The sequence below is a fragment of the Mesorhizobium sp. BR-1-1-10 genome (genome assembly GCF_020165595.1).
GTDB classification, from domain to species: domain Bacteria; phylum Pseudomonadota; class Alphaproteobacteria; order Rhizobiales; family Rhizobiaceae; genus Mesorhizobium; species Mesorhizobium australicum.
Genome location: NZ_JAIUIL010000004.1, coordinates 440016 through 466314 on the forward strand (window position 1 = coordinate 440016; position 26299 = coordinate 466314).

Genomic DNA, 26299 nt, shown 5'->3' on the forward strand with positions numbered 1-26299 from the left:
TCAAGGTTCTGTACCGCTCGCGCATTACTGTCCTTCGGCTTCTATGCCGAGCGCGGCGAAGGCCAGCGTCGGACCGTCTCGTCGCAGGTGGACGAGATGGACGGCCACGAGTTCGATCAGCGTCTGGCGCTCGGCGTGATCCCGGGCGAAGCCGGCCATGTCAAACACCGCCGTCGCGGTTTCGTTCGCCGGCAGCTGCTGGTCCAAAAGCGCGGTCATCGGCGCATCGAGCGGATCGGTGAAATGGCCTTCCGGCAACGTCTTTCCGCGCGCCGCGCAGGCGGCGATCCAGGCAGCCACCACCAGCGTGAGATGGACCAGCTCGGTGCCGGCTTCGAGGCACTCGACAGCCGAGGCGATAATGCGCTGCGGCAGTTTCTGGCTGCCGTCATTGGCGATCTGCGCCGTGCGGTGGGCAAGTGCCGTGTTCGAAAAACGCTCGGCAAGCTCGGCGGTATAGGCTGATGGGTCGAGGCCGGCATCGTCCGGCAATGTTGTTATGGCCTCTTGCCATAGCGCGTCGACGAACCGCCGGATCGCCGGATCGGCGAAGGCACTGTCGACCGTCGCGTGGCCGCAGAGCAGGCCGAGATAGGCGATGCCCGAATGCGCGCCGTTGAGCAGCCTCAGCTTCATGTCCTCGAAGGGAGCGACATCCCCAACCATGGTGACGCCGAATTTTTCCCAGGTGGGACGGCCCATGGGGAAATCGTCCTCGATCACCCACTGGCGGAAGGGTTCCGTCATCACGGGCCAGGCGTCCTCAATACCAAGTTCGCCCGCTATCCGCGCCCTGTCGGCGTCGGTCGTGGCTGGCACAATGCGGTCGACCATGCTTGAGGGAAATGCGACGTGACTGGCGATGTGGTCGGCCATTCCGGCATTGCCCGCCGAACTGGCACTGCCATCGCGCAGCGTGGCGAATTCGATCAGCAGCCGGTGCAAGGTGGCGCCGTTGGCCGGCAGGTTATCGCAACAAAGCACGGTAAAGGGCGGGGTGCCAGCGCCCCGCCTCCGGGCGAGCGCTTCGGTCAGAAAACCATGCGCCGTCTTCGGTGTTCGCGGATTGGCCAGGTCGTGGACGATGTCGGCATGCGCTGCGTCCAATCCGCCGCCGGCCGCCCGCAAATAGGCTTTCTCGGTGATCGTCAGCGTCACGATGCGGGTACGCGGATCGGCCAGCACCGCCAGCACCGCTTCCGGGTCTTCCGGCGCCACCAGCAGCGAGCCGATCGAGCCGATGACATGCAGCTTCTCGCCGCCGCTGCCGCGCACAGCCAAGGTGTAGAGCCCGTCCTGCGGCGCCAGCGCGTCGCGCGTTTCCGCGCTGCGCAGCGACACGCCTGATATGCCCCAGTCCGTTTCTCCGGCCGCCAGGCATTCATCGATATAAGCGGCCTGGTGGGCGCGGTGAAAGGCGCCGACGCCCAGATGCACGATGCCCGGCGTGATTGCGCCACGATCATATCGAGGCGCGGCGACCTTGGCCGGCAATGCCTGCGCCGTGCGGTTGGAAAGGCGGCGGTCTGTCATCGGTGGGCACTCATCTCGTGGAACGGTTTGCGGGGTAACACTGACGGCGTCCGCCGACAATGCTCTGCTTTGCCTAGGAGTCATCATACAACAATCTGATTTTTGTATGTTGACATTATTTCTGACCGATCCTACCCATGGAGCCGGAGGATGGCCGTGGGACTGACCAATGCGGATTTGCTGTTTTCAGCCGAGGCGCGTCCGCTGTCGATCGCCCGCGCTCTCTATGCCGGCATCAAGGACCTGCCCATCATCAGCCCGCACGGCCATACCGACCCGCGCTGGTATGCGCTGAACGAGCCGTTCCCCGATCCCGCGCAACTGCTCATCGTGCCGGACCACTATATTTTTCGCATGCTGTTCAGTCAGGGCGTGCGGCTGGAGGCTCTCGGCGTGCCGACCCTTGATGGTGCGCCCGTCGAGACCGACGGCAGAGCTATCTGGCGGCTGTTCGCCGAACACTATTATCTCTTCCGCGGCACGCCGACCCGGTTGTGGTTCGACCATGTCCTTGCGCATCTGTTCGGCATCGAAGAGCCGTTGAGCGCCGCGACCGCCGACCGCCACTACGATACGATCGCAACGCTGCTGCAGTGGGAGAACTTCCGCCCTCGCGCGCTGTTCGAGCGCTTCAACATCGAGGTCATCGCGACCACCGAAGGCGCGCTCGACGATCTCAAATGGCACCAGATGATCCGCGACAGCGGCTGGGAGGGCCGTGTCGTCACCGCCTATCGGCCGGACGCCGTCGTCGATCCCGAATTCGAAGGCTTTTCGGCCAATCTCGATCGGCTCGGCGAGATCACCGGCTGCGACACCGGGACCTGGGCCGGTTATCTCGACGCACATCGCCAGCGGCGCGCCTTTTTCAAGAGCTTCGGCGCTACTTCGTCGGATCACGGTCATCCCACGGCGGAGACCGCCAATCTTTCCGATGCGGCGGCGCAGGAGCTGTTCAACCGGGTTCGCGCCGGCTCGCAGGATGAGCGCGAGCGAAAATTGTTTCGCGCGCAGATGCTGACCGAGATGGCCAAGATGAGCCGGGACGACGGGCTGGTCATGCAGATCCATCCCGGCTCCATGCGCAATCATTCGGCTTCCGCTTTCCAGAAATTCGGCAGGGACAAGGGTTTCGATATCCCGACCCGGACCGACTATGTGACCGCATTGAAGCCATTACTGGACTGCGTCGGGCTGGAGCGCGACCTGACCGTCATCCTGTTCACGCTGGATGAAACCAGCTACGCGCGCGAACTGGCGCCGCTGGCCGGCGTCTATCCAGCGCTGAAGCTCGGGCCGGCCTGGTGGTTCCACGACAGCCCGGAAGGCATGCGCCGGTTCCGCGAGATGACCACCGAGACCGCCGGCTTCTACAACACGGTCGGCTTCAACGACGACACGCGCGCCTTTCCGTCGATACCGGCCCGCCACGACGTGGCGCGGCGGGTCGACTGTGCGTTCCTGGCGCGTCTCGTCGCCGAGCACAGGCTGCGTGAGGACGAGGCGCATGAACTCGCGAAGGAGCTTGCCTACACGCTTGCCAAGAATGCGTACCGGCTCTGAGCCGGGCGTTTCGATTTTCAAAGGGAGGAAGTCATGTTGCATTTTTCGAAATTGACGGCGGCGGCGACATTCGCCATCGGTTCGCTGCTGATCGGCGCTGCCAACGCCGAAACCGTGCTGCGATCCTCGGATACCCATCCGGACGGCTACCCGACCGTCGAGGCGGTCAAGTACATGGGCGACCTGATCAAGCAGCGCACCGCCGGCCGCTATTCGATCGAGGTCTATCACTCGGCGCAGCTCGGCGAGGAAAAGGACACAATCGAGCAGACCCAGGCCGGCGTCATCGACCTCGACCGCGTCTCGATGGGACCGTTCAACGGCATCGTGCCGGAGACCGCCGTGCCGTCGCTGCCCTACATGTTCCGCTCCGTCGAGCACATGCGCCACGTCATGGACGGCGCTGTCGGCGACCAGATCCTGAAGGCGTTCGAGGCGCATGATCTCGTCGGCCTCGCCTTCTACGATTCCGGTGCTCGGTCCTTCTACAACACCAAGAAGGACATTACCTCGATGGCGGACATGAAAGGCATGAAGTTCCGCGTCATCCAGTCCGATGTGTTCGTCGACATGGTCAACGCGCTTGGCGCCAACGCCACGCCGATGGCCTATGGCGAAGTCTATTCGGCGCTGCAGACCGGCGTCATCGACGGCGCCGAAAACAACTGGCCGAGCTTCGAATCCGCCAAGCACTACGAAGTGGCCAAGCATTACACGATGGACGAACACCAGATCGTGCCGGAAGTGCTGGTCATGTCGAAGGCAAGCTGGGACAAGCTCTCGCCGGAAGACCAGGCGATCGTGCGCCAGGCAGCCAAGGACAGCGTCGTCAAGATGCGCGAACTGTGGGACGCGCAGGAGAAGAAGTCGCGCGGCATCGTCGAGGCCGCGGGCGTCAAGGTCAGCGAGATCGACAAACAGCCGCTGATCGACGCGATGAAGCCCGTCTACGACAAGTACTTGTCGACGCCCGAACTGAAGGACCTGGCCGCCCGCATACAGGCCGAGAAATGAACAGCAAGGGCAATGGATCGAGCAGCGCGGAGGCCCCCGCGCTGCCTTCGGACGTGTCGGCCATGCGAGGATTCTGGCTGGGTGCGGAGCGGGTCCTGTCAGGGCTTGCCAGGCTGGCGCTTTGGATCAGCGGCGCCGGCCTGACGCTGATGACGATCATCATCTTCTGGCAGGTCTTCTCGCGTTATGTGCTGAACCGTTCGCCGAGCTGGACGGAATCCTTCTCGGTTCTGCTGATGGGCTGGTTCATTTTTCTCGGCGCCGCCGTCGGCGTGCGCGAACGCACCCATCTCGGCTTCGACGTGCTGCTCTATGTCCTGCCTGTTTCGGCCAAGGCGGTACTGCGCAGCATTTCCGACCTTGTCGTGCTGGCCTTCGGCGCCGGCATGATCGTCTATGGCGTGCAATTGGCCAGGCTGACCTGGAACACGGTCATGCCGTCACTTGCCCTGCCGGGCGGCGTCAGCTTCCTGCCGGTCATCCTGGGTGGGGCGCTGGTCTGCCTGTTTTCGCTGGAACGGCTGGCCGGGCGCTTTGCCGGCCTGCCCGTCGACGCCGACATACATGCAACCGGCGAGGAGCCGTGAACCATGGCCCTGATCGTCCTCTTCGGCACCTTCGTGTTCCTGCTGGTCATCGGCACGCCGATCGCCTTCTGTCTCGGCGTTGCCAGCTTTGCCACGATCCTCACGCTTGGCTTGCCGCCGGTCGTGGTGTTCCAGCGGCTGAATTCCGGCGTCAGCGTCTTTTCGCTGATGGCCATCCCGTTCTTCATCTTCGCCGGAGACCTGATGGTGCGCGGTGGTATCGCCGCGCGGCTGGTCGCGCTGGCAGGCTCCCTGGTCGGTCATTTGCGCGGCGGCCTGGGGCAGGTCAACATCGCCGCATCGACAATGTTCGGTGGCATCTCCGGCTCGGCGGTGGCGGATGCGTCGGCGGTCGGCGGCCTGATGATCCCGCAGATGAAGGCGCGCGGCTACGGCGTCGACTATGCCGTCAACATCACCTCGGTCGGGGCCATCATCGCGCTTCTCATTCCACCGTCCCACAACATGATCATCTATTCGATCTCCGCCGGCGGCCGTATCTCGATCGCCGACCTGTTCACGGCTGGCGTGCTGCCGGGTCTGCTGCTGGCGCTGTCGCTGATGACAACGGCCTATTGGGTCGCCAGCCGCCGGGGATATCCGACAGAGCCCTTCGCCGGCTTCGGCCGGGCCTTGCAACTGCTTGTCGCGGCCATTCCCGGGCTCATCCTGATCGCCATCATCTTCGGCGGCGTCAGGTCCGGTGTCTTCACCGCGACCGAGAGTTCCTGCATCGCCATCGTCTACGCCTTCCTGGTGACGCTGATCATCTACCGCTCGATGAGCTGGGGCGACTTCGTCGCGGCGACGACGGCGTCGGTGCGCACCACGGCCATGGTGCTGATGATCATCGGCTGCGCGGCGGCCTTCGGCTGGTTGCTCGCCTATCTTAGGGTACCGGCGGCACTGGTCGCCTTTCTGCAGTCGGTGTCCGACAACAAGCTGGTGATCCTGCTGCTGATCAACGTCGTCCTGCTCATTCTCGGCACCTTCATGGACATGTCGCCGCTGATCATCATCACGACGCCGATCTTCCTGCCTGTCGTCATGGCCTATGGGGTCGATCCCGTGCATTTCGGCGTGATCCTCATCCTCAATCTCGGCATCGGGCTTTGCACGCCACCGGTCGGCGCTGTTCTGTTCGTCAGCTGCGCCATCGGGCGAATTCCGATCTGGACCGCGATGCGCTCGATCTGGCCATTCTACGGCGCCGCCTTCGCCGTGCTGATGCTTGTCACCTACGTGCCGGAAATCTCATTGTGGCTACCGGGCCTGTTCCATTAGAGCGGTTCGGCGATCGTTAGAATCGTTGAACCGCTCTAACTCTTTGTGTTTACGCAATTCCAGGCGGAAAGCCGCTATGCACTTTTCGTGGAATTGCACTAGGAGGTCACCGAGGTGTCCGATACCGCAAACGACCTCAGGGTCGAGAGAAAACCCAAGCTGTCGGAAACCGTCGTGGGGGCGATCCGCAAGCAGTTGCAGGCGGGCGAGATCCTGCCCGGCCACAAGCTGCCGACCGAGGGCCAGCTGACCGAAACCTTCGGCGTCAGCCGAACCGTCATCCGCGAGGCGCTGGCCAAGCTTGCCGCCGACGGTCTGGTCGAGCCGCGGCAGGGCGCCGGGGTGTTCGTCACAGAGCATATTTCGACCATGTTCGGGGCGCTCGCCGCCGACATGGGAGCCAAGGATTCGGTCGCGCTCAACGTGCTCGAGGTGCGGCTGGCGATCGAGATCGAATCGGCTGGGCTCGCTGCCATCCGTCGCAACGCCGCGCAGGAGGCGGCGATCCAGGAAGCCTTCTTCGAGTTCGAGCGGCTGCTGCTCGACAGCCAGCCGACCGGTCCGGCCGACCTCGCCTTCCATCGCGCCATCGCCAGCGCCACCAACAACCCCTTCTATGTCGAGATGCTCGACGTGCTCGGCCGGCGCGCCATTCCGTGCGACGTGACCTCGCCCTGGTCGACCGAACTGGCGCAGTCCGACAGCTACCAGCGCGGGCTGCAGCGCGAGCATCTGGTGATCCTGAACGCGATCACGGCGGGCGATGCCGAAGCCGCGCGCGAGGCGATGCGCACCCATCTCGGCGCCAGCCAGCAGCGTTACCGCGAGCGGCTGCAGGCGCGGCAGGCCTACTACGCCAGCTCGGTCAAGGCGGCCGCGGGCGAATGATCCACCGAAAGCCAGGACAGAAATGAGCCAGAACCACACCGACTACACATCGCGCTTCGCCATCGACCCGGCGGCGGCGGCCGCCATGGGAACGGATGAGCTGCGCCATAATTTCCATATCGAGGATCTCTTCCAGCCCGGGCGCATCAGCCTGACCTACACGCACTACGACCGCATGATCGTCGGCGGCGCCGTGCCTGCGGCAACGGCATTGCCACTGGAAGCGATCAAGCCGACCGGCACCAAGGGGTTTCTCGACCGGCGCGAATTGATCGCCGTCAACATCGGCGGTGCCGGCACGATCGAAGCCGGCGGCCAGTCCTTCGACCTGCGGGCGCGCGACATGCTCTATCTCGGCATGGGCACCGACACGGTTTCCTTCGCTTCTGCCGATAGGAACGACCCCGCCAAGTTCTATCTGCTCAGCGCCCCGGCGCATCAGGCTCATCCCAGCCGGCTGATCCGCCTCGATGACGCCAAGCGCCTCGATCTCGGCAGCAAGGAGGCCTGCAACGAGCGCTCGATCTTCCAGTTCATCCATGCCGGGGGAACAAAAACCTGCCAGCTCGTCGTCGGCATGACGCAGCTGGCGCCGGGCTCGATCTGGAACACCATGCCGTGCCATGTGCATGACCGGCGCATGGAGGCCTATCTCTATTTCGACCTGCCCGAGGCGGCCCGCGTCTTCCACTTCATGGGCGAGCCGGACGAGACACGCCACATCGTCATGCGCAACGAGGAGGCGGTGCTGTCGCCGGGCTGGTCGATCCACTCAGGCGCCGGCACGTCCAACTATGCCTTCATCTGGGCGATGGCCGGCGACAATGTCGACTACACCGATGTCGATCCGGTGGCGATGGACATGCTGCGGTGAGCGACCTCTCCGCCTTCAGCCTGGCCGGCAAGCGCATCCTGGTGACCGGCGCCAACACCGGCATCGGCCAAGGCATTGCCATCTCGGTCGCGCGCGCCGGTGGCGCCGTGATCGGCGTCGGCCGCTCATCGATGGACGACACCGCGAGCAAGGTCGGCGCGGCGGGCGGCCAATTCGAGGCGGTGAGCACCGATCTTGCCGACACGGCAGCAGTCGGACCGATGCTGGACCGCGTCTGGGATCAAAACGGTCCGATCGACGGGCTGGTCAACAATGCCGGCATCATCCGGCGCGCCGATGCCGTCGATCTCGGCGAAGCCGACTGGGACGACGTGATCGACGTCAATTTGAAGTCCGTCTTCCTGCTGTGTCAGTCCTTTGCGCGGCGCCTCCTTGCCGGTGGACGCCAGGGCAAGATCGTCAACATCGCCTCGGTGCTGAGTTTCCAGGGCGGCATCCGCGTCGCGTCCTACACGGCGTCCAAGCATGGCGTGCTCGGCATCACCAGACTGCTCGCCTGCGAGTGGGGGGCGAAGGGCATCAACGTCAATGGCATAGCGCCGGGCTATATCGACACCAACAACACGCAGGCGCTGCGCGCCGATCCCGACCGCAGCGCGGCCATCCTCGGGCGCATTCCCGCCGGCCGCTGGGGCGAGCCCGGAGACATTGGCGATGCTGCCGTCTTCCTGCTGGCGCCGGCCTCGAACTATATGCATGGCGCGGTGGTGCCGGTGGATGGGGGATGGCTGGCGCGATGAGGAGAAGACGATGACCGAGCCGAAGATTTTCGCGCATGCCGGCCAGGGTGCCTGGACGCCGACCCCCGACGGCAATCGCCGGCGGGTTCTCCTCTCCACCGACGAACTGATGATGGTCGAATTCGGTTTCGACAAGGGTGGTGTCGGCGCCTTGCACTCGCATCCGCATGTGCAGGCGAGCTATGTCGCCGAAGGCCGTTTTGAGGTGACCATCGGCGGCCGGACCGAAATCGTCGAGACCGGCGGCAGCTTCATCGTGCCGTCCGGCCTGGTGCACGGCGTCAAGGCGCTCGAGGCGGGGCGGCTGGTCGACAGTTTTACGCCGCACCGCGCCGATTTCCTCGCCTGACCGGGTCGCCGACGATTTCTCGGCCAACGAAAAACCCGCGCCTCCAGGGAAGCGCGGGTTGTTGCCTGGGCGCCAATGGCGCCGCGGTACTCAAAACATCACCGCAGAGTGCGAAAGCTGCCGCATCATGGTGAAGATAGACTTAATGCGCGTCAGGTGATGCGCCTGAGCAGGCCGAAAAGCCGTTCGAACGTCTTGCCGTAGGGCGGCCGCAGAAGGCTCCCTGCGCTCAACCGCGACTGCAGGAAGATCGGTTTCTCCTTGCTGAAGGTGCGGAAACCCCATTCGCCATGATAGGCGCCCATGCCGCTGGCGCCGACGCCGCCGAAGGGCTGGTTCTCCTGCACCAGATGCAGCATGCAGTCGTTGATGGTGACGCCGCCGGCGACCGTCTCGCGCAGGATGCGCTGGCGGTTGCCGCTGTCATCGCCGAACCAGTAGAGCGCCAGCGGCCGGTCGGCCTGGTTCACATAAGCGATCGCGTCGTCGAGCGTGGCGTATTCGACGATCGGCAGCACCGGGCCGAAAATCTCCTCGCGCATCAGCTTCAGGTCCGAGCCGGCGTTGCTGACCAGGGTCGGCGGAAGCTTCCGGCCCGCATTACCGAGGTCCTCGCCGGCCGGGTTTATCTCGGTGACATGGGCACCCGCGTCGCGGGCTTCCACGATCATGGCGCGCAGACGCTGGTAATGCCGATCGCTGATGATGGCGGTATAGTCGGGGTTGTCGCGCAGCGAGGGGTAGAGCCGCGCCATGGCGATTGCGAGCTTCGCGGCGACCGTACCTGCTTGTCCCTTCGGCACCAGCAAATAGTCCGGCGCGATGCAGGTCTGCCCGGCATTCAACAGCTTGCCATAGGCGACGCTGGCAACCGCGGTGCCGAGATCGCAGGAGGGGTCGAGGATCGCCGGCGACTTCCCGCCGAGTTCGAGCGTGACCGGGGTCAGGTTGGCGGCGGCGGCGATCGCAACCTGGCGTCCGACCGCCGTCGAACCGGTGAACAGCAGATGATCGAACGGCATCGAGACGAAGGCTTTCCCCGTATCGGCATCGCCGGCGATGACGCTGAGTTCATCCGGGGCGAAATGTTCGCCAGCCAGCCTGGTCAGCAGCCCGGAAAAAGCCGGCGTCAGTTCGGAAGGCTTGACCAGCACGCGGTTGCCGGCGGCAAGCGCGGCCGTAACCGGCGCGACGGCGAGCTGAAAAGGATAATTCCAGGGCGATACGATGCCGACGACCCCGAGCGGCTGCGGGACGAGGCGATTCCGGCCCGGCAGGAACGGCAAGGTGGTGGCAACGCGGCGCTCCCGCATCCAGGCGCCGACATGGGCGAGCGCATGGCGAATGCCGGCGCGCACGACGAACAGTTCGGCCAGGCGGGTTTCATGTGCCGAGCGGCCGCCGAAGTCGGCATCGATCGCAGCGCAGATTTCAGTCTCGTGCCGCTCGGTCAGCGCCAGCAGGCGCCTCAGCCGGTCCTTGCGGACGCCAAGGTCGGGAAAGGGTTGTGCCTTGAAGGCGGCGCGCTGCAGCCGGAACCGCTCGCCCAGCAAATCCTGTCTCACCTGCAGCATCGCGCCCTCCGTGGCGTATCGGCGAGGGCAAGCTTACATCGCAACGCGGCGGAATCCATCAGGAGTGCGTGTGCCGCTGGGGAAGGCGTCGCCGGCGGTGTTGCCGAGGGCATTGACAGGGCGGTTGTGATGGGATGAGCGGTGGGCTACTCCAAGGCCTCACAAGGAGTCGCCCTTGACCATCTTGCCCGATCTCTCCCGTACGCGAAACATCGCTTGCCGCCAGGCGGCTGTCTGATGCCGGCGCAGGCGGCGGGTATCAGGGCCGGGGATCCCAAGCGGCGCGTCCTGAAGGAGGTGTTCGGCTTCGACGATTTTCGCCCCGGCCAGGCCGACGTGATGGATACACTGCTTGGCGGGCGCCATGTGCTGGCCGTCATGCCGACGGGCGCGGGCAAATCGCTCTGCTACCAGGTTCCGGCGCTGGTTCTGGGCGGGCTCACCCTCGTCGTCTCGCCGCTGGTGGCTCTGATGCAGGACCAGGTCGCTGCGCTGCGGCTTGCCGGCGTGGCGGCCGATACGATCAATTCCTCGCTCGACCGCGAGGCGAATGTCGCGGCCTGGCGCCGTGTGGCATCTGGCCAGACGCGGCTGCTCTATCTGGCGCCGGAGCGGCTGATGACCGAGCGCATGCTGGACGCCCTTTCCAGGCTCCACGTCAGCCTGATCGCCATCGACGAGGCGCATTGCATCTCGCAATGGGGTCCGGCGTTCCGGCCCGAATATGAGGATCTGTCCCGGTTGCGAGGCATCTTTGCCAATGTGCCGATCATCGCGGTGACGGCGACGGCTGATGAGAGCACGCGTACCGACATCGCCGCCCGCCTGTTCGCCGAGCAGGTCGAAACGCTGGTGCTCGGTTTCGACCGGCCCAACATCAAGCTGGCCATCGCGCCCAAGCAGGACAGCAAGCGCCAGCTGCTCGGCTTCATCGAGCGCCATGCGGGCAAGAGCGGCATCATCTATTGCTTGTCGCGCAAGAAAACGGAAGAGATCGCGGCCTTTCTGAAGCGCAACGGCGTCACCGCGCTCGCTTACCACGCCGGCATGAGCAAGGAGGCGCGTGAAGCCAATCAAAACGCCTTCATGACCTTGTCCGGCGTCGTCATGGTGGCAACCATCGCGTTCGGCATGGGCATCGACAAGCCTGATGTCGCCTTTGTCTTCCACACCGATATGCCGGGCAGCCTGGAAGCCTATTATCAGGAAATCGGCCGTGCCGGCCGCGACGGACGCGAGGCCGAGGCGCATATGCTTTACGGCCTTGGCGACATCCGCATGCGCCGGCTGTTCATCGACGACGAGGATGCCTCGTCAGAGCACAAGAGGCGGTCACACCGCCGGCTCGACACGCTGATCGGCTATTGCGAGACGGCGCAATGCCGCCGCCAGGTGCTGCTCGGCTATTTCGGCGAAGAGGCCCAGGCCTGCGGCAATTGCGACAACTGCCTCGACCAGGCGCCGCGCGCCGATGGCAGTGCCGAAGCGCGGAAGATCCTGGCGGCGGTCGCAGAGAGCGGCGAGCGCTTCGGCGCGGGCCATGTCATCGATATCCTGCTTGGCCACGAGACCGAGAAGGTGCTGGCGAGGGCTCATCAAACACTCAGCAGTTTCGGCACCGGCGCCGCGCACAGAAAGACAGTGTGGCTGTCGCTGGTCCGGCAACTGGTGGCCGGCGGGTTCCTGATGCCGGATCCCGAGGGCCATGGCGGTCTCGCCATCTCCGAAAGCGGCCGCGCGCTCGGCCGTGGCGAGATTGCATTCCAGTATCGCGTCGAGACGCGGGACCCTCTGGCGCGCGGCAGGAAGCGTTCCGGGGAAGGCGCCGCCGCCGGAGCCGAGGGCGTCGATGCTTCGCTGCTGGCGGCGCTCAAGTCGCTGCGGCTACGGCTCGCCAAGGAGCGACAGGTGCCGGCCTATGTGGTGTTTTCCGACCGCACGCTCATCGACATGGCCGACCGCCGCCCGCGCGACCTCGACGCCTTTGCCGAAGTGAATGGCGTGGGAGGGGCCAAGCTCAAGGAGTTCGGCGCGGTTTTCCTGGCCGCGATCGCCGCGCAACAGCCTGATTGAAAGCTTGATGGCGAGCGGTAGGGCTGATCAGGCTGGTCGAATGAGCAGTAAAAGCCAGGTCATCAAAGTTGGGAGCGCAGCCTGCTGGCCAGCCAGTCTGAAATTTTTTCCCGCAGGGGACGCGCTTCCCATTCGGCCAGGGTAACTTGCCGGGACCTCCCAAGGTCCTGGTTGAACAGGTCGATCTGCGTGTTCGCGAAATCCCTGCCGTAGACGTTCAGACTGGCTTCATCGTTCAGCCGCAAGGAGCGTTCGTCCAGATTGGTGGAACCAAAGCTCGTCCAGATGTCGTCAACGATCAGCAGCTTGGGATGATACATGGTGGGTTGAAACTCGTAGATACGCACTCCAGCCCTAAGCAAGTCGCCCCAGAAATAGCGCGAGCCCTTCCGAACCAAAGGCACGTCGGTGAGCGCGTTCGGAACGATCACATCGACAGACACGCCTCGCTTCCTGGCGTCCAGGATCTGCTGGAGGGCGATGTCGTCGGGGACGAAATAGGCCATTCCGATTCGCAGGTGATCCCTCGCGGCGGCTATCGCGGCCAGCATCATCAATTCCATGTTCTCCGAGCCATTTGGCTGCGAAGAAAGTATCAGCTGGGCGCCGAGCGACCCCGCCGGTTCGGGCGGAGGGTAGAACTTCCGACCCTGCAATGTCTCACCGGTCGTCTCCAACCAATTTTCGGCAAAGGCTGCCTGGAAAGCAGGCACGGCGGTCCCTTCGATCCGATAGTGCGTATCGCGCCATTCATCCGGATTGCGCGCGTCTCCCCGCCATTTGTCGGCGATGCCGACGCCGCCCGTAAAGGCCACCCGTCCGTCGACGATGAGCAGTTTGCGATGGGTCCGGTTGTTCACGCGGTCCAACGTATACCAATGGATCGGCCGGTAGCGCTGGAACCTCACGCCGGCTCCTGTCATGATGTGGATCAGGTTTTCGTCGAAAGGCAGGCTGCCGACCCAGTCGACAAGCACGCGGACCTCCACACCTTGCCGCGCCTTGGCCGCCAATGCTCGTGCGAATTCATATCCAACAGCCCCAGACCAATAGATATAGGTTTCAAAATCGATGGTGGACCGGGCCGCGCCGATTGCCCGGAGCATCGAAGGAAAAATCTCGTCGCCGTTCACAAGGGTCTGCACCGCGTTCGCGTCGGACATCTGTCCCAGCGAGTAGCTGCTCATCGACCTCGCGAACTGCGGATCCGATGCGTCGAAGCGATGCGGGACAATCGTCCGCAAAACCCGCGGTTCAGGGGTCAGGTTTATGGCAGCCAACGTGGCCAGACCGGCGACAACCGCAACGGCCACATAGCTTAATCCCTTGAGCAGCGGGCTGAATTTTCGACCCAACCGCGTTGGCTTCGCGCCCCTCAGGAACGCCACGAGACCGGCAGCGCGCATGTCAGTCGCCCTGCTGCTTGCGATCGCGATGTTTCTCGATGTCCTCGGGCTCTTCATCGTCGATGCGGGTGATGGTCGAAGCCGAACTGTTTGATCTCAGCATTTCGTCCAACTTGGCATGAATGGCCTGGGTATCGCGATGTTCAGCCCGCTGAATGAAGAGCGTCATGGCCCAGGTGAGGAGCGTGGCCGCGCCATGCCAGTTCAAGCTTTGCCGGTCGAAAACGATCCAGAAGATCGCATAGGCCAGCAGGACCAGGAATGCTGCCGGACGAGAGGTCCACGTGCCGATCGAGGTGAGCGCGCCGGTAATGGGGTGATTCGCCATCAGCAGGAACTTTCCACGGTAACGCAGGTTCCCGCGAGCGCGTCGGCGAAGGCTGCCGTGCGGCACAGTTGTCTGCAGAAAGCGCCGTCAGCCCCTGACCATCCGTCTGGGTTGGGCGTTGTCTCGAACGGCCGCAGCGTCAGAGGCTGCAATGGGAGCCTTGCGATCGCGGGCCTGTCTCGGAGCGCCGCAGCGTCGGGACGTCGTCAAGCAGGCAGCCCGGCGAGTACTGCGCCAATACCCTTTCCAGACGCGCGAGAAGGACTTTCCTCGACTTTATCTCGTACCCCAACCGCAATGTGCCTCCCATGCTTTTGCGGTTGGTGGTCAACTCCTGCTGGAGGATGCCGATGCGGATGCGTACCTCATCGGCCTGTGCTCGAAGTGCTGCCTTGATTGGCCCTCGACCTTGCATGCTGAACTCGATCTCCCCTGGAAACGGATATCGAACTTGAGGGACATGCTTTGGTTCCTCGGCATCGCTTCTTATTTTCCGACCCGCGACAGCCGGTCGCGTCCCGCCGCACGCATGTCAGCGCCTGTCGGCGATCATTATCGCCGAGGATGGGGACGAACCCGCGAATTGGCGGTAGCCGATGCCGCCGGCATTTTCTATTTGGGGGAATGGCGGAGAGGGAGACCGCTAAACCCCTGTCCGCCGTTGATTTCGCTCGTCCAATATCTTCTATGTTTTCAACGCTGTCGATGATGTACGTGTCTTCCATTGTTCGCCGGTGTTCGCTAACATCCCTAACCTGAGTTGGGGACAAAGTTAGGGACTGGTAATGGCGCGACCGCTAAATAAGCTGACTGACACCGAATGCAAGGCTGTGTTGAGGCCGGGCCGTCACGGCGATGGCGGGGGGCTCTATCTCGATGTGAAACCCACCGGCGCAAAGTCATGGGTTTTTGTCTGGACGGCAAACATCGTGAAGGACGGGAAGCAAACGCGGCGCTGGAAAGAGATGGGGCTGGGTGCTTATCCAGCAGTGAAGCTCGCGACCGCCCGCAAACTCGCGGCGGAACACCGCGAGGGGGTCGCGCATGGCCGAGACCCGATTGCCGAGCGCCGGAAGGAAGCGGAGCCCACGTTCGGCGAATGTGTCGACAAATTTTTAGGCACGATGGAAAGCCAGTGGCGCAACGCTAAGCACCAGGCGCAATGGCGAATGACGCTAACTGACTATGCCGCGTCAATCACCGCTATGAAGGTCTCCTCAATCACCACCGATGACGTCTTGCGAGTGCTCAATCCCATCTGGCAATCGAAGGCCGAGACCGCCAGCCGCCTTCGTGGCCGCATCGAGCGCGTACTCACCTTCGCTAAGGGCAAGGGGTGGCGATCTGGAGAGAACCCCGCCACCTGGCGAGGCCATTTGGACGGCGTCCTACCGGTGCGCAATCGGCTCACGCGCGGCCATCACAAAGCCATGCGCTATGTCGACGTTCCCGCATTCGTCCAGCGGTTACGCGGGCACGATGCCATGTCCGCGAGGGCGTTGGAGTTCCTTATTCTTACTGCCGCTCGCTCCGGTGAAGTGCTGAACGCGACATGGCGTGAGTTCGATTTCGACGCGGCCCTCTGGACTGTCCCGGCCAGCCGCATGAAGGCCGGTAAGGAGCATCGCGTCCCGCTATCTAAGCCGGCGGTGGTGATCGCCAAGGCGCTCCATGAAGTCCGTATTTCGGAATACGTGTTCCCTGGCCATGCGAGGGGGCGGCCGCTGTCCAATATGGCGTTTGCGAAGCTGATAGAGCGGATGAAGGTCGAGGGCGTGACGCCGCATGGTTTTCGCTCCGCCTTCCGCGATTGGGCAGGTGATGCGACACATTTCCCGCGCGACGTCGCGGAGCAGGCGCTGGCTCACCGCGTTGGCGACGCCACCGAACGGGCGTACCGACGAAGCGATGCCCTCGAAAAGCGGCGCAAGCTTATGGATGCGTGGGCCAGTTATTGCACGGTGGTCCGCAGCGGGAACGTCGTGAAATTGGAAAGCAAGAAGAGCGCATGATCCAGGCGTTTGAAGGTAACTGCGGTGGCCAGATGGATATCCTCTACACCGACGAGCAAGTGCGAGCCGCCATCGCTCGCCACAGGGCGAACGTCCGCGCCGCTTGCGAGATAGTAATCGAAGAGAACGATCCGGACGATTGGCTGGCGGTCGAGGGCGCAAAGGCGACCCTTGCCGAACTCGATCGGATGGAGCGGCGATCGATGCAAGGATAGGACTGCATGCGGCGATGCCCCCGCTGTCCACAGAGGTTATTATGCGCTCCTGGAAAATCCTAATCCTCTGAAATTGAAGGCACTTATTTATCCGTTTGGCCTAAATTTAGGCCATTACTTAGATACACTGAGGCTGACAAAATATTTTGTCTCTAAACAAGTAGTGTTGTTTTCAACGGACCCCGATATATTGCGGCGGTGATTTGCGGACGACCGTGCACGAAGAGCACGGTTCCGCTGAAACCAACGCAGCCGTGATGGGGTGAAAAGTGAATTTGTTCGAAGCCTATATAGACCGTGCCGTGCTGACCGTCCCGGAGGCGGCGCGGTGGGGAGGTGTCTGCCGGACCAAGCTGTACGGGGAGATCAGCTCTGGTCGCCTACGTCCGACGAAAATCGGGCGGAAGACCGTCTTTCGAAAGGAAGACCTATTGATGTGGCGCGACGGCCTGCCGCGTGGAGGCAACCATGCGGCCTGATCAGTCACATGTCATCAAAGGTGCTCTCCCGGTGATCGCGGCGGGAAAAAGCGGCTGTCGCGAGGAAAGCGAAAACTATCCGGCCGTTGTCGTCAAGCTCAACGCCGGCTGGCGCGTCATTGAGTGCAGGGACGGCATCCAATGGATTTTGCAGCGCCTCGCCGGAAAGAGGCATGGACAGGCGCGGTGGGAGGGGCGGAGCTACTGCCGGACCCGGCAAGCGCTTTTGCGCCTCATCCATAGGTGCTGCGGACCGGTGGGAATTGCCGAACTCGCGGTGGTCGAGGCTCTGCCTAATTGGGTCGATGGATCAGGCGTGAAGAACCGTCCATGTCTCTTGGGTGGCAACTCGGACCCTGCCGTGGAACGGGGCACCGCTCGGAGTGACCTGATTGCCGCTGTGCCGAGCAACAACGACGCCGAAGAGCATGCAGCATAGATGTCCCGGAGGAGCAGTATCTCCGGCTTGTTCGCGAAGCTGGCCAGGCAGGATCGGCCGTATTTTCGATCACTTTCGGTGTCGGCGCGGTGGGCCTGCGTCGAGCTAACCTGGGACTACTGGACCGACCGTTGCAACCCGTTGACGATTTCGGAGCGGGGTCTCGCTGACTTGCTTGGTTGCCACCGCAACACGGCAAGAAGCGTGCTGCGGGAACTCTGCGAGGGCCGCTTTCTTGTGCAAGAGCGACGAGGGGCGACTAGTGGTGCGAAAAAAGCGCGCGCTGCTATTTACAGGATGACATGGCTGGAGATCGACGAGATGCCAGGGACCGAGACATTCGACTATCGGAAGAAAACCGATCCCACACCTCCCGCATCAGCCGCACATGAAATGTACCAACAACGGCACGAAAATTGGACCGTTGAGTTGGTTGCGAAGGGAGCATCCGAAACAAGCCTCAACCTCAGGCAGAGCAAGGGGTTGAGAGCGGCGGGAACAAGCTCATCCGAGCCCGAGCCGCAGCCGACGTACTCTTCAGTAGTATCTCTTACGGAAAGAAACTCGCAGACGTCAAGCCTTTAAAGAAGCGGCCGGCAGCGAGGCACATTGCCAACGTTAAGACCCATGACCGGAGCAGTCGCTACCTCCGCATGATAGCACTCGACGTTCTCTGTTGGATCGCGGCAATCCCGCTTTGCCCCATGGCCTAAACACGGTAATGAAATGGTTACCAAAAAAAATTGGAGAAGCGCGTTGGCCACGGGACTATCAAAGAACGAAAAGCTGGGAAAAGACGCAATCACGGCAGCCAGCCCTCATCGCGATCCGCACCCACTGCCGGCCGGAAACGCGACGCCCGTGTTGGAATATGCAAACCGGCTTTCGAAGGGGGACATGGCCAAGCGGCTAGACGCGTCGTTTCAAACCGTTGCGAAGAATGGGATTTCCAAACCAGCGACAATCAAGCCGAACAGCTTGGTGCTTTCCGACAACTTGTTTGCCCTGCACGATATGGCCGCATCGGGTCAGCGGGTCACGCTTTTCTATCTTGATCCGCCATACAATACCGGGATGGACTTCCATTCTCGTGGCCTTGAGCACTCGTACAACGATGATCGCGATGTGGCCGTCTATGTCGAAATAATGCGCCGCCGACTTTTCATGATGCGGGAGGTTATGACAGACAATGGGTCAATTTACGTCCATATTGGCCATCAAATGCTCTTTCACCTGAAAATGGTGATGGATGAAATTTTTGGACCGGAGAATTTCCGGAACATGATTACGCGCCGCAAATGCAGCAGCAAGAATTTCACAAAGCACCAGTTTGCGAACCTCAACGACTATATCCTGTTCTACACAAAGTCTGACGATTACACTTGGAACCAACCAGGCGAGAGGCCCGACGAAGAGTGGATCGCTAAGGAGTACCCCAAGAAAGACGAGAGAGGACGCTACAAGCTCGTGCCAATCCACGCACCAGGTACCCGTGGTGGCGCGACCGGGGGGATGTGGCGAGGCCAAATGCCTCCGCCCGGTAAGCACTGGCAGTACACCCCAGACCGGCTCGAAGATATGGACAAGGCGGGTGAGATACGTTGGTCCCGTACGGGAAATCCCAGGCGCAAAGTCTATCTTACCGACGAGAAGCAGGTGCCTTACACCGACTACTGGAACGATTTCCGCGATGCTCACCATCAGAGTATCCCGATTACCGGATATCCGACCGAGAAGAATTTTGACATGCTGAGAATGATCGTCGGGGCGAGCAGCAATCCAGGGGACCTTGTGGTTGATCCCTTTTGTGGTTCAGGAACCACATTGCACGCCGCCCAGGAACTGGGCAGACGCTGGATCGGGATCGATCAATCCTTCACGGCAGTGAAAACTGCCATCAAGCGTTTCCGTCACGGCGTCGAGGCAATGGGCGACTTCGTCGACAGGAAAAAGGGTGGGGCGGGTCAGATAATTGATCTGTTTGGCAGTCGGGATGCCGACGAGCTTGCCCGTAAGACGCCTAGAAAAGAGACCAACTTCGACTTCGACTTTATGGTCGACGAAGAACTGCTCAACACGTACCCGACCGAAATAGCTGGCTTGGCATCAGGTTGATGCCACTCGCATAAGCCAGTCCGCAGTAACGCGCTGATCTGCGAGTTTCATCGTCGTGACCCGGACGTTGCCCTCCCATTCGCCGTCCAGGTCGACGGCGGCGCGCCACGTGTCGCCATGTGCCAGTCCTGGGCCATCGGCCAGGAACACAATCCGTATCTGGTCGCCGCTCTTCTCGCAGTATTCCCGAGCCTTCGCGACCTTGTAGGCGTTACCCCCGGTGCGATCGTCGGATTGTGCGCCGCCACGGGTTGCGTCGTAGCGGGCGAAACCGACAGCCAAGACCTCCCTGGTTTTTGCTTTCCGGATAACAAAGTCGCAGGGATATTCGCCGACAAAACCTCTGAGAACGGTTGAGAGTTCGATGTCTCTCCCCGCGCCCCGTGGTCCCTCGATAGTCATCAAATTCTCGAACTCGGTTTCGAACCAGTCGAAGAACAAACCCGTCAGAGAATAGCCGATTTGGCCACGCGTATCGTACTCGCCAATCAGTGCGGCTAACGCACCTTTCCCTTCGGGAGAAAGGGCGGCAAACTGCTTCTTGAGAAGCTCGATCGGCTTGAAGGTTGCGCCATAGTTATCAATGAGAGATTTTGTAGGCACGGAACTGACCTTCTTGGCCATTTCGGTGTCAATTACCGGTGCTACCGCGCGGCGGAACATTTTAAGCAGTGCCATGCGCTTCTTGCCGGTGAACTCGCTGCTGCGAATGCGTTCCAGTAGTTCCCCGCTGGTAGCGACCTCTCGGACCAGTTTCGAGAAGTCCTCAATAGCGTCTTTGTATTTCGCCAGTGTGACCTCAAGAATTTCTGGAAAGCGGGTGGCCTTATCAATAGCCATGACGACCGAGTTGGGGTCTTTGATGTTGCTAAGAAACTTATCTTGGGCCACTTGCGGTCCTTCGCGACTTGATCCGATCCAGACGCAACTAAGGGGCAAGTCGGTTAACGACGCGTTAACCCTAAAAAAACTTGTCAGAAAAAGGTAGAAACGGGAAGGCAGGCACTTGGCAAACTGACCTCTTGGACGGTGGGAGGCATTTGCGGAGGTGCGTCTTCCGGGGTCCCGCTTGATCTCGGTAGCGCTACGTCGGAACAGGCGACAAGAGCGCCAAACGAGATCATTTTTAATTTGGATTAAGGATCGCGGCCGCGTCCCTGTTTTATCCTTGTCAGTCAGATGCTTATGTGGATTGTCGGTCTGCCGAAAATTCGGAGTTTCGAACTGAAGATAGCCTCTCGTGACATTGCTGCTTCCACCCTTCCAGGTGCGGGTAGCCAGAGCGCTATGTTAGGGATAAAGTTAGGGTCGCCCGAGCGACCCTGAAAGGTTTCGCTTAAAAAACAAACCCTTGATCTGTGGTGATGGCGGAGAGGGAGGGATTCGAACCCCCGATGGGCTTGCACCCATGCCGCATTTCGAGTGCGGTGCATTCGACCACTCTGCCACCTCTCCGCGGTCATGGTCGGCCGTTGCCGGCGCGGCGCACTAGATAACGGCTGAACGGGCAGGTTACAAGGCCAAATCCACCGGAAATTCAGCTTCCTGTACGGGCCTCGTTCGGAGTGCCACGCTCCGTCCTCGGCAGGAGTCTGGCCCGCATGGCAGGGAACCCCGCCCGTTTGCCTTGACTCCCACGCAACCTTCGGTTAGGGACAGCGCGCAATCGGCGTGGAGGGTTCTTCCACGCCGCTTGTTTTTTGAACCCGCAGACTGACAAAAAGACGGCCGAACCGCCAGAGGCGGTTCATCAAGGCCGACCGAACAGCGAAAGGCAAAAAATGTTCGCAGTCATTAAAACGGGCGGTAAGCAGTATCGCGTTGCCGCCAACGATCTCCTGAAGATCGAAAAAGTCGAAGCCAATGTCGGCGACATCGTCGAGATCGGCCACGTGCTCGCTCATGGCGAGGGCGAGAATGTCACGTTCGGCGCGCCGTTCGTCGATGGCGCCCTGGTGACCGCCGAAGTCGTCGAGCAGGGCAAGAACCGCACGGTCATCGCTTTCAAGAAGCGTCGCCGCCAGAATTCGCGCCGCAAGATCGGCCATCGCCAGCTTTTGACCACCGTGCGGATCTCCGAGATCCTGCTGGGTGGCGCCAAGCCCGCCAAGAAGGCGGCCGTCAAGGCGGAAGCCAAGGCTGAGGTCGCTCCCGAGGCCGCGCCGAAGGAAGCCAAGGCCAAGAAGGACGCCGCCCCCAAGGAAGACGCGAGGGCCGAGGCCGTCGCCGCGCCGCTGTTCAAGGCGCCGAAGGGCGAGCCGGACGACCTGACCGTGATCAAGGGCATCGGCCCGGTCGCCGCCAAGGATCTCGCCGAGCAGGGCATCATCACCTTCGCGCAGCTCGCCAAGCTGACCGAGAAGGACGTTGCCAAGATCGACGAGAACATGCCGTTCAGCGCCGACCAGATCAAGGACTGGCGCGAGCAGGCCAAGGAGCTGGCCAAGAAGTAAGGCGAACCGGCGCGAAACGTCGCCGGATCGGACTTGAAACGGAACGCGAACGCGTTCATAAGACCATTCAAGCGCCCATGGGCGCATCGGAGTTAGTTAGATGGCACACAAGAAAGCTGGCGGCTCGTCGCGCAACGGTCGCGACTCGCATTCCAAGCGTCTGGGCGTGAAGAAGTTCGGCGGCGAAGCCGTCATCCCGGGCAACATCATCATTCGTCAACGCGGCACCACCTGGCATCCCGGCGTCAATGTCGGCATGGGCACGGACCACACCCTTTTCGCGCTCGAAACCGGCGCCGTGACGTTCAACAAAAAAGCCAACGGCCGAACCTACGTATCGGTCAACCCGATTACCAAAGCCGCGGAGTAGCCGGTTCCGCACTAGAACACCGGCGCCCATCTCGGGACCGGTGTCTGGCAAAACCAGGAAAAGGATCAGGGGAGATGGGTTTCCATCTCCCCTTTTTCTTGTGCCTGGAGGACTTCAAATGGTTGCCGAAGCGGAAGATTCAGAAGACGAAAGTTACGCGATAGATTGCCCGGTGCTGGTCACCGAGCGGCTGGTGATGCGCGCTCCCGATGAGCGGGATATCGCGCAACTGGTCGAACTTGCCGACAACCGTCACGTTGCCGAGATGCTGGCGCGCATGCCGCACCCCTATGGGGAGGCCGAGGGACGTGCTTTCCTCGCCATGACCAAGGCGCGGCGCGCCGGCATCGCCTATGCCTTGACGCTGGCCGGCACCGACACTTTCGTCGGCTGCGCCGGGCTGAACACCACCGATCGCGGCCTTGAGCTCGGCTACTGGATCGGCGAGCCCTACTGGAAGAAGGGCTACGCCACGGAAGCCGCGCACGCGCTGGTCGACCTCGCCTTCCAGAAGACGTCGATCCAGGTGCTGCAGGCCTCGACCAGGGTCATCAATCCGGCTTCACGCCGCGTCATCCACAAATGCGGCTTCCAATATGCCGGCCAGGGCATGCTGAATTCGATCGTCGCCGGCCAGGTGCCGGTCGAACGTTATCGGCTCGACAGGAAAACCTGGACGAGCCTGCGCAATTGGATCCACTTCTAGGTGCGTCGATGTTCAGGTGGGGCCGGCCTGACCTGAATATCGGCACACCTTGGCGCGTGGGGCGGAACAGGACAAATCAGCTGGGGACCAGACTTGGGCCTAGCCCAGTTCGACCCAGACCGGCCGGTGGTCGGAACCGACTGACTGTCTATCGACCCACAGGCGCTTCAGCGACCGGGCAAGCGAGGCGCTGGTGAAGATATAGTCGATGCGCTTGTGGCGGCTGGCGTTGGTGGGGTCGTTGGGATCGACCCAGGAGACGAGATCGTCGCCGGCGACATCGAGGCGCAGGGCGGCATCGACGGCGAAGTCGGCGGTCAGCGGCATGCCGAATTCATGGTCCGGCCGGCCGGCGAGTTCGACATATTCGGGCGAGCCGGCCAGCATGTTGAAATCGCCCATGCCGACAAAGGCTTCCGGATGCGGCAGTTCCGGCAGGCCGATCTCGGCGACGCCGGACAGCGCACCGCCTTCGAGCGCATAGTTCAACAGGCGCTGGCGCAGGAACTGGATCTGGCTGGCGCGTTCGACCGGGCTGCGGTGATCGAGATGGATGGAATAGAAGCGGATGAAACCAAGCGGCGTCTCGATCAGGGCTTCCAGCGCGCCGCGCTGGAAGTTCATCATCTCGAAGCTGCGGCTGCGCGGCAGAAGCAGGTTGCGCGACAGATGAATGGGTGTTTTCGACAAGACCATGTTGCCGAGCTGGAAGGTCGTGGTGATGGCGCGGCCGTCCTCGATGCGCGAGCCGATATTGGCCTCGAAATTGCTGCCATAGACGGCGAAATAATCGGGCAGCGCCTCGCCGATCTCGGCCACCATGTCGCGGCTGCCGTTCCGGGGATTGTTGCGGGTGACCTCCTGCAGCGCGATTACGTCGGCGCCGCGCACCGCGTCGGCGATGCGCCCGAGATCGTAGCGTCCATCGAGACCGATGCCGTACTGGATGTTGTAGGTTACAAGCTTCATTCCGACGTCTCTCCGGCCAACCCCGCGCGGCCATCGTCACAAAACGGCCTCGCCCTTCGCCGCGCCTTGGTTTAGAGCAAGGCCCAAGGTTTAGAGCAATGCCGCAAGGCCAATAAAAGAAACTGCAGTCCCATGAAATTTCTCGATCAAGCCAAGGTCTATGTCCGCTCCGGTGACGGGGGCGCCGGTTCGGTGTCGTTCCGGCGCGAGAAGTTCATCGAGTTCGGTGGCCCGGATGGCGGCGATGGCGGCCGCGGCGGCGATGTCTGGCTGGAAGCGGTCGACGGGCTGAACACACTGATCGACTATCGCTACCAGCAGCATTTCAAGGCCAAGACCGGAGTCCACGGCATGGGCCGCAACATGACCGGCGCCAAGGGCGCCGATGTGACGCTGAAAGTGCCGGCCGGAACGCAGGTCTTCGAAGAGGACAATGAGACGCTGATCTGCGACCTCACCGTCGTCGGCCAGCGCTTTCTCCTGGCCAAGGGCGGCAATGGCGGCTTCGGCAACCAGCACTTCAAGACCTCGACCAACCAGGCGCCGCGCCGCGCCAATCCCGGCCTCCCCGGCGAAGAACTCAACATCTGGCTCAGGCTGAAGCTGATTGCCGATGCCGGTCTGGTCGGGCTGCCCAATGCCGGCAAGTCGACATTCCTTGCCGCCGTCACCGCGGCAAAGCCGAAGATCGCCGACTATCCGTTCACGACCCTGCATCCGGGCCTCGGCGTCGCCCGCATCGATGCGCGCGAATTCGTCATCGCCGACATTCCAGGTCTGATCGAAGGTGCCCATGAGGGCGTCGGCATCGGCGACCGCTTCCTCGGCCATGTCGAGCGCACGCGCGTGCTGCTGCACCTGGTCTCCGCGCAGGAGGAGAACCCGGGCAAGGCCTACAAGACCGTGCGGGCCGAGCTCGAGGCCTATGGCCACGGCTTGACCGACAAGGCCGAGATCCTGGCGCTGAGCCAGGTCGACACGCTCGACGCAGACGCGCGCAAGAAGAAGGTTGCTTCGCTGAAGCGTGCCGCCGGCCGCGCGCCGATGCTGCTGTCGGCGGTCACCGGCGAGGGCGTCGAGGCGGTGCAGCGCGCGTTGATGGCTGTCATCGCGGAGGCGCGTGCGCGGATCGTCGCGCCGGTCGAGTCGCGCTGGGAAAAGTAAGGTCATGCAGCCGCTCAGGAAATACCGGCGCATCACCGTCAAGATCGGCTCGGCATTGCTCGTCGATCGCGCGAGCGGCCTGAAGCGCGACTGGCTGGCCTCGCTCGCCGACGACATCGCGGTGCTTGCCCAGGGAGGAGCCGAAATCCTCGTCGTGTCGTCGGGCGCCATCGCGCTCGGCCGCACCATTCTTGGCCTTGGCAAGCGCGCCCTGAAGCTCGAGGAGAGCCAGGCCGCCGCCGCCGTCGGGCAGATCGCGCTCGCCGGCGCATGGTCTGACGCGCTCGGCAAGGGTGCCTTGAAATCGGGCCAGATCCTTTTGACGCTCGGCGATACCGAGGAGCGCCGGCGTTATCTCAACGCGCGGGCCACCATATCGACGCTGCTCAAGATGAAGGCGGTGCCGGTCATCAACGAGAACGACACGGTGGCGACCTCCGAAATCCGCTATGGCGACAATGACCGGCTGGCGGCCCGCGTCGCCACCATGATGGGCGCGGACCTGCTGGTGCTGCTCTCCGACATTGACGGGCTCTACACCGCGCCGCCAGCGTCGGACCCCGGTGCAAAGTTCATTCCGGTGGTCGACCGCATCACACCAGACATCGAAGCGATGGCGGGAGCCGCCGCGTCCGAGCTGTCGCGCGGCGGCATGCGTACCAAACTCGACGCGGGCAAGATCGCCAATGCTGCGGGCACGGCGATGATCATCACCTCCGGCACAAGGCTGTCGCCGCTGATGGCGATCGAGCGCGGCGAGCGCGCGACGTTCTTCAAGCCCAGCGCCAATCCGGTGAAAGGCTACAAGACCTGGATCGCCGGCCAGCTCGAACCGGCCGGGCGGCTGACCGTCGATGCCGGCGCCATCGGCGCGCTCATTTCGGGCAAGTCGCTGCTGCCGGCCGGCGTCAAGCTGGTCAGCGGCAATTTCTCCCGCGGCGACACGGTGGCGATCCTGTCGCCCGAAGGCCGCGAGATCGCGCGCGGGCTGGTTGCCTACGATGCCGCCGATGCCGTAAGGATCGCAGGCCTGAAGACGGCCGAGATCGAGACCGTGCTCGGTTACGAGGCGCGTTCGGCGATGATCCACCGCGACGATCTCGTCGTAAGTCACGCCGGAAGCGACATAAGCGAAGGATGAGC

The 26299-nt window shown here is 62.5% G+C and carries 25 protein-coding genes and 1 tRNA gene; 19 read left to right on the forward strand and 7 right to left on the reverse strand.

The features are described from left to right. Positions 1–24: 24 nt before the first annotated feature. A complete protein-coding gene (locus tag LB555_RS10970) occupies positions 25–1533 on the reverse strand; it encodes a mannitol dehydrogenase family protein (RefSeq protein WP_140712425.1) in 1509 nt (502 codons plus the stop codon). A gap of 150 nt (positions 1534–1683) precedes the next feature. On the opposite strand from LB555_RS10970, the gene uxaC reads away from it, so the two are divergent. From uxaC to LB555_RS11010, 8 genes are all read left to right on the forward strand, one after another. Continuing rightward, entirely contained in the window at positions 1684–3096 is a 1413-nt protein-coding gene (gene uxaC / locus LB555_RS10975) for a glucuronate isomerase (RefSeq protein WP_181172865.1), read from the forward strand. Between the two features lie 33 nt (positions 3097–3129). After that, entirely contained in the window at positions 3130–4110 is a 981-nt protein-coding gene (locus LB555_RS10980) for a TRAP transporter substrate-binding protein (RefSeq protein ID WP_140616581.1), read from the forward strand. A gap of 62 nt (positions 4111–4172) precedes the next feature. After that, complete coding sequence (locus LB555_RS10985; RefSeq protein ID WP_041163297.1) at positions 4173–4697, forward strand: TRAP transporter small permease; 525 nt, start codon at positions 4173–4175, stop codon at positions 4695–4697. Positions 4698–4700: 3 nt separating this feature from the next. Then, positions 4701–5981 carry a TRAP transporter large permease gene (locus tag LB555_RS10990; RefSeq protein WP_140822662.1) on the forward strand — a complete coding sequence of 427 codons (1281 nt, stop codon included), beginning with the start codon at positions 4701–4703 and terminating at the stop codon, positions 5979–5981. A 114-nt stretch (positions 5982–6095) separates the two neighbouring features. After that, a complete protein-coding gene (locus tag LB555_RS10995; RefSeq protein ID WP_140874708.1) occupies positions 6096–6869 on the forward strand; it encodes a FadR/GntR family transcriptional regulator in 774 nt (257 codons plus the stop codon). A 22-nt stretch (positions 6870–6891) separates the two neighbouring features. Continuing rightward, the gene (gene kduI / locus LB555_RS11000) at positions 6892–7743 is read left to right on the forward strand and encodes a 5-dehydro-4-deoxy-D-glucuronate isomerase (RefSeq protein WP_140662554.1); all 852 of its coding nucleotides are present in this window, start codon (positions 6892–6894) and stop codon (positions 7741–7743) included. Beyond that, the gene (gene kduD, locus LB555_RS11005) at positions 7740–8504 is read left to right on the forward strand and encodes a 2-dehydro-3-deoxy-D-gluconate 5-dehydrogenase KduD (protein ID WP_224586300.1); all 765 of its coding nucleotides are present in this window, start codon (positions 7740–7742) and stop codon (positions 8502–8504) included. The genes kduI and kduD overlap by 4 nt, the downstream gene beginning before the upstream one ends. Positions 8505–8514: 10 nt before the next feature. Continuing rightward, entirely contained in the window at positions 8515–8853 is a 339-nt protein-coding gene (locus LB555_RS11010) for a cupin domain-containing protein (protein WP_140712433.1), read from the forward strand. Between the two features lie 152 nt (positions 8854–9005). Here LB555_RS11010 and LB555_RS11015 read toward each other — a convergent pair whose 3' ends face one another. After that, positions 9006–10427, reverse strand: coding sequence for a coniferyl aldehyde dehydrogenase (locus tag LB555_RS11015; protein ID WP_224682878.1), 1422 nt, complete (start codon positions 10425–10427; stop codon positions 9006–9008). A 237-nt stretch (positions 10428–10664) separates the two neighbouring features. Here LB555_RS11015 and recQ point away from each other — a divergent pair, with 237 nt between their 5' ends. Further along, positions 10665–12500: a DNA helicase RecQ gene (gene recQ, locus LB555_RS11020; protein ID WP_224682879.1), complete on the forward strand. Its 1836-nt coding sequence runs from the start codon at positions 10665–10667 to the stop codon at positions 12498–12500. Positions 12501–12562: 62 nt separating this feature from the next. On the opposite strand, the gene LB555_RS11025 is transcribed toward recQ, so the two are convergent. Beyond that, a complete protein-coding gene (locus LB555_RS11025; protein WP_210241776.1) occupies positions 12563–13906 on the reverse strand; it encodes a phospholipase D-like domain-containing protein in 1344 nt (447 codons plus the stop codon). Between the two features lies 1 nt (position 13907). Further along, complete coding sequence (locus LB555_RS11030) at positions 13908–14234, reverse strand: low affinity iron permease family protein (RefSeq protein ID WP_015315187.1); 327 nt, start codon at positions 14232–14234, stop codon at positions 13908–13910. A 785-nt stretch (positions 14235–15019) separates the two neighbouring features. Between LB555_RS11030 and LB555_RS11035 the strand changes: the two genes are divergently transcribed. From LB555_RS11035 to LB555_RS11055, 5 genes are all read left to right on the forward strand, one after another. Next, entirely contained in the window at positions 15020–16246 is a 1227-nt protein-coding gene (locus tag LB555_RS11035; RefSeq protein ID WP_224682880.1) for a tyrosine-type recombinase/integrase, read from the forward strand. After that, complete coding sequence (locus LB555_RS11040; protein ID WP_224682881.1) at positions 16243–16461, forward strand: hypothetical protein; 219 nt, start codon at positions 16243–16245, stop codon at positions 16459–16461. The genes LB555_RS11035 and LB555_RS11040 overlap by 4 nt, the downstream gene beginning before the upstream one ends. 302 nt (positions 16462–16763) lie before the next feature. Further along, the gene (locus LB555_RS29485) at positions 16764–16940 is read left to right on the forward strand and encodes a helix-turn-helix domain-containing protein (protein ID WP_224682913.1); all 177 of its coding nucleotides are present in this window, start codon (positions 16764–16766) and stop codon (positions 16938–16940) included. Then, positions 16930–17379, forward strand: a complete 450-nt coding sequence (locus LB555_RS11050) for a hypothetical protein (protein ID WP_224682882.1) — start codon at positions 16930–16932, stop codon at positions 17377–17379. Before LB555_RS29485 ends, LB555_RS11050 begins: the two co-directional genes overlap by 11 nt. 756 nt (positions 17380–18135) lie before the next feature. Next, positions 18136–19494, forward strand: a complete 1359-nt coding sequence (locus LB555_RS11055; protein ID WP_224682883.1) for a site-specific DNA-methyltransferase — start codon at positions 18136–18138, stop codon at positions 19492–19494. Here LB555_RS11055 and LB555_RS11060 read toward each other — a convergent pair. Both LB555_RS11060 and LB555_RS11065 read right to left on the reverse strand, forming a co-directional pair. Next, complete coding sequence (locus tag LB555_RS11060; protein WP_224682884.1) at positions 19486–20385, reverse strand: hypothetical protein; 900 nt, start codon at positions 20383–20385, stop codon at positions 19486–19488. The genes LB555_RS11055 and LB555_RS11060 overlap by 9 nt on opposite strands. 474 nt (positions 20386–20859) lie before the next feature. Beyond that, positions 20860–20949: transfer RNA gene (locus LB555_RS11065), tRNA-Ser, on the reverse strand. Between the two features lie 326 nt (positions 20950–21275). Here LB555_RS11065 and LB555_RS11070 point away from each other — a divergent pair. The 3 genes from LB555_RS11070 (at position 21276) to LB555_RS11080 (ending at position 23023) form a co-directional block, all read left to right on the forward strand. After that, entirely contained in the window at positions 21276–21947 is a 672-nt protein-coding gene (locus LB555_RS11070) for a 50S ribosomal protein L21 (protein WP_015315189.1), read from the forward strand. Positions 21948–22047: 100 nt separating this feature from the next. Next, the gene (gene rpmA, locus LB555_RS11075; protein WP_015315190.1) at positions 22048–22317 is read left to right on the forward strand and encodes a 50S ribosomal protein L27; all 270 of its coding nucleotides are present in this window, start codon (positions 22048–22050) and stop codon (positions 22315–22317) included. Between the two features lie 118 nt (positions 22318–22435). Continuing rightward, complete coding sequence (locus tag LB555_RS11080; RefSeq protein ID WP_140712513.1) at positions 22436–23023, forward strand: GNAT family N-acetyltransferase; 588 nt, start codon at positions 22436–22438, stop codon at positions 23021–23023. Between the two features lie 99 nt (positions 23024–23122). Here LB555_RS11080 and LB555_RS11085 read toward each other — a convergent pair whose 3' ends face one another. Continuing rightward, a complete protein-coding gene (locus LB555_RS11085; RefSeq protein ID WP_015315191.1) occupies positions 23123–23992 on the reverse strand; it encodes an endonuclease/exonuclease/phosphatase family protein in 870 nt (289 codons plus the stop codon). 132 nt (positions 23993–24124) lie between these two features. Here LB555_RS11085 and obgE point away from each other — a divergent pair, with 132 nt between their 5' ends. Further along, complete coding sequence (obgE, locus tag LB555_RS11090) at positions 24125–25156, forward strand: GTPase ObgE (RefSeq protein WP_140616594.1); 1032 nt, start codon at positions 24125–24127, stop codon at positions 25154–25156. Positions 25157–25160: 4 nt separating this feature from the next. Further along, entirely contained in the window at positions 25161–26297 is a 1137-nt protein-coding gene (gene proB / locus LB555_RS11095; RefSeq protein WP_224682885.1) for a glutamate 5-kinase, read from the forward strand. Positions 26298–26299: the final 2 nt, after the last annotated feature.